Source organism: Xenorhabdus entomophaga (assembly GCF_037996725.1).
GTDB lineage: Bacteria > Pseudomonadota > Gammaproteobacteria > Enterobacterales > Enterobacteriaceae > Xenorhabdus > Xenorhabdus khoisanae.
Map to the genome: position 1 here is coordinate 1 of NZ_JBBMXH010000191.1, position 3,690 is coordinate 3,690.

At 37.0% G+C, this 3,690-nt stretch carries 3 protein-coding genes and 1 pseudogene; 3 read left to right on the top strand and 1 reads right to left on the bottom strand.

Going from position 1 to position 3,690, the window contains the following annotated elements; all coding sequences use genetic code 11:
- The first annotated feature begins 403 nt into the window (after nucleotides 1-403).
- The 3 genes from AAC854_RS21730 to AAC854_RS21740 all read left to right on the top strand — a co-directional run bounded on the left by AAC854_RS21730 (nucleotide 404) and on the right by AAC854_RS21740 (nucleotide 3,295).
- The gene (locus tag AAC854_RS21730; protein WP_340618915.1) at nucleotides 404-787 is read left to right on the top strand and encodes a hypothetical protein; all 384 of its coding nucleotides are present in this window, start codon (nucleotides 404-406) and stop codon (nucleotides 785-787) included.
- Between the two features lie 276 nt (nucleotides 788-1,063).
- Nucleotides 1,064-2,065: a hypothetical protein gene (locus AAC854_RS21735; protein ID WP_340618916.1), complete on the top strand. Its 1,002-nt coding sequence runs from the start codon at nucleotides 1,064-1,066 to the stop codon at nucleotides 2,063-2,065.
- Between the two features lie 846 nt (nucleotides 2,066-2,911).
- Nucleotides 2,912-3,295 (top strand): hypothetical protein, encoded by a 384-nt coding sequence (locus tag AAC854_RS21740; RefSeq protein ID WP_340618917.1) that lies wholly within the window; start codon nucleotides 2,912-2,914, stop codon nucleotides 3,293-3,295.
- Between the two features lie 86 nt (nucleotides 3,296-3,381).
- Here AAC854_RS21740 and AAC854_RS21745 read toward each other — a convergent pair.
- A pseudogene (locus tag AAC854_RS21745) lies at nucleotides 3,382-3,690 on the bottom strand (hypothetical protein); the annotation flags it as partial.

A 3,690-nucleotide genomic window follows, 5' to 3' on the forward strand; every position in this document is an offset into this window, starting at 1 on the left:
GCAAGCATGAGCAAACCCGTTCCTCGCGTACGGATGTCCCGGTGTCTGTGATTCAGGGCAAGTTGTTGTAATGTAATACGTTCAGCTTCAGACAGTGTGATATTCGATTTCAAAAGAACAGGCGGTAAGCCATCGGATGACCGATTATAACACCAATGCAGATCATTTATCCGATCAACTTAAATTAAATTAATTTGTTTTTACATATCACTTTATGATAAAAGTTTCTGCATAGCATTTGAATATGGGATTCAATCATATTAAGTTTAGTTTAACCTTATTTTTTGTAGCCTTTTAATTACACATATCAGTCTGTCCGGCAACTGTTCAGGCGTATGACATACTATTTAGCATGGCGACGCCATTTTGATAGATAATTTATTAAAATCTAAAGGAATATAATATGAAAATTAAGTTTTTAATTAGCCTCTTTATTATTATGGTTATACCGGGTTATTCTTATGCCTATGCAGGGAATTGTGATGCAAACAATAAAAAAACAGGATATGTTCAAGCCATATATCTTGGGGTAGACAATGATAATGGTGGCAGCGTTACTTTCAAATTTTTACCCAAAGGTTCAAAAGAAGCATTAACACTCTCTTTTTATAATTACATTAGCAGTAAAGAAAATATAATACTTCCAGATGATATGGTGGCCGCCCAAAATGCACGGGCTGCCTATACGCTTTTATTAACAGCCTATTCCTCTGGATCACCGATAAAAATTATGCGGTGTTATGGTAACGGTGTTGTGGCGCTTGGAATGGGGCAAGGCTCGTTATAAATCGGGTTTGTCGATTTAGTAAGAAGGAATTTATAAGAAATTTTTTATTATTCCCTCCTTTTTGGGGCCATTTAATACGAATTAATTCAGTTGATTCTTTTTTTAAAATTAATGATACATTCTGGCGGCGAGACGGGGATAATATCGGTTTAGCCATCCCTGCCCATGCCATTTGCAGCCTCATAAACTCCTATCTAAATACCCTGAGGATTAATAATCAAAAAAGGCAAAAAAATATCAGTAGAAACAATGAAATATTATGTAATGGAGTCTAAAATGAAATTTATTTGTATGATCTTATCATTAGCAATATTTAATTCTTTTGGCTATGATCCAGCGGCTTACTCAAATCAAAATAGGCACGTTTGCTCTATAGCCATTAGCAATCAAATCTATAATCCCGCTGGTTTTTTTAATAATAATTTAAGATATACAATAGATGAAAATATAGGGTCAGTGAGAGTTTCCATTGATAATGATGATGGAACAACAAGAAACATTAATGTTGATGTTGCACCATTAGTGAGAAATGCGGCAGACATGTGGAATCAACGCCTTATAGCGAGGGGGAGTCCCATTCGCCTTACCGAAGTCCCCCAGGGATTACCCGGTCAAACTGATTTTCAAATTTCTAGGGCAAATAATTCACAACAGACTAGTTTGGGTGTGGATCTTGCTCAGACAACGTTAGTTTTGCCGACTGACATCCTAGAGCATTATACAAGTCCAGAGTTTAACAGACCGGGAATGTATCTAACGAATACATTTTCTTATCCAAGAGACACTTTCAATACCATTAGAAGAACTCTGAATGAGCATTATACAGAACCTCACGCTGCAAAAATAGTAGTTTATCAAACCATAATTCATGAGTTTGGGCATGCTTTAGGTCTAACTCACCCTGGATCACTTGATCTGGAAAGTGAAAAAGAAAAACAAATAAAATTAGATACATCAAATCCTAGAAATTTTCTTGCTGTAGCAATGACAGCAGCACTTGAACAGGAACAATCAGATGCCAGAGTGCCAGTAATGACAGAGGATGATCACTATTTTTTCCGGCTACGTCAGCAATTGGGCAGACGGTTAAACTATGATGATATTGCGCCATCAGAATTAGAATTAAGCGCGATAGATATGGAGAATGCATGTGGTGGTTTAACTTCATTTCGACCTAAAAGAAATGTTGTATTTTCGGCGAGCTGCAAAGAAAAACCCCGTATCTTTTACCCTATAACACAGTCACTGATACCCATTTATCAAACACTGTTATTTTAATATGAACGTAGGAATCCTTAATGAGAATTTTAAAATTCCTTACGTTACTATGCGTTTTATTTGTATACACAGCACAATCCTATGCAAACAGGGGACGTATCTGCTCAAATTGCTCGGGGTAATAGCGATAATCGTCACAGGTTTCATCCGTATTTCTGATGGTTTATTGGGTGACAATTATCAGATCACAAATGAAGCCTTTTTTCTATCTAAAATAAACGGTTATTGTTGACAGAAAAACGATGATAAATCACAAACAACGATCAATCCTATTTCTCTGTACCGAATGTACTCAGTTAATCGCGTTGGTTAATTTAGACCCGTTTGCCCTGCATTTACTTAGACTTTCTCTGTCAATGCAACAGAACCCCTTTAAGAAACGTCATCGTTTTAATCTGGGGAAAACGTTCAATCTGCGCAAGCAATTTTTCGGTCAGTGCAGCAGTGCCGACCCGGTGGCCGTCAGTCAAATTTTGACAAAATTTGGCAAAACCAGAAGGTAATGAAAATCAACGGATATCCCCTGTTGCAAAAGATAACGCTCTCATCACCCTGATAACTCAGGGCGTATCGTCAATATCACAATGAAAGAGAGGAATGTATTATGTAAAAACAAATTCAGTTAAATTAAATTAATTTGTTTTCACACATCACTTTATGATAAAAGTTTCTGCATAGCATTTTAATATGGGATTCAATCATATTAAGTTTAGTTTAACCTTATTTTTTGTAGCCTTTTAATTACACATATCAGTCTGTCCGGCAACTGTTCAGGCGTATGACATACTATTTAGCATGGCGACGCCATTTTGATAGATAATTTATTAAAATCTAAAGGAATATAATATGAAAATTAAGTTTTTAATTAGCCTCTTTATTATTATGGTTATACCGGGTTATTCTTATGCCTATGCAGGGAATTGTGATGCAAACAATAAAAAAACAGGATATGTTCAAGCCATATATCTTGGGGTAGACAATGATAATGGTGGCAGCGTTACTTTCAATTTTTTACCCAAAGGTTCAAAAGAAGCATTAACACTCTCTTTTTATAATTACATTAGCAGTAAACACAATAAAATACTTCCAGATGATATGGTGGCCGCCCAAAATGCACGGGCTGCCTATACGCTTTTATTAACAGCCTATTCCTCTGGATCACCGATAAAAATTATGCGGTGTTATGGTAACGGTGTTGTGGCGCTTGGAATGGGGCAAGGCTCGTTATAAATCGGGTTTGTCGATTTAGTAAGAAGGAATTTATAAGAAATTTTTTATTATCCCCTCCTTTTTGGGGCCATTTAATACGAATTAATTCAGTTGATTCTTTTTTTTAAAATTAATGATACATTCTGGCGGCGGGGCGGGGATAAGTCCTCAAGAGAAATTAACTGCAAATTGGCGACCATAACTTTCAAATAAAGTAGATAGACCAGCCAGTAATGACCCGACCGCGCGCCCACCTTAGTTTTATTCAGCAAGGCGGCTTTTTCAGCAAACTCCGCTTCATTGCATTTTTTTAAAGACAGGCGGGCCCGTTTATAGGTTAGCCCCTGTTTTTTCAGGGTATTCGCCAGCGTCTCAAGCGTACAGGGCAGCGGGCCATGCTTGTCCTCGACTTTCTG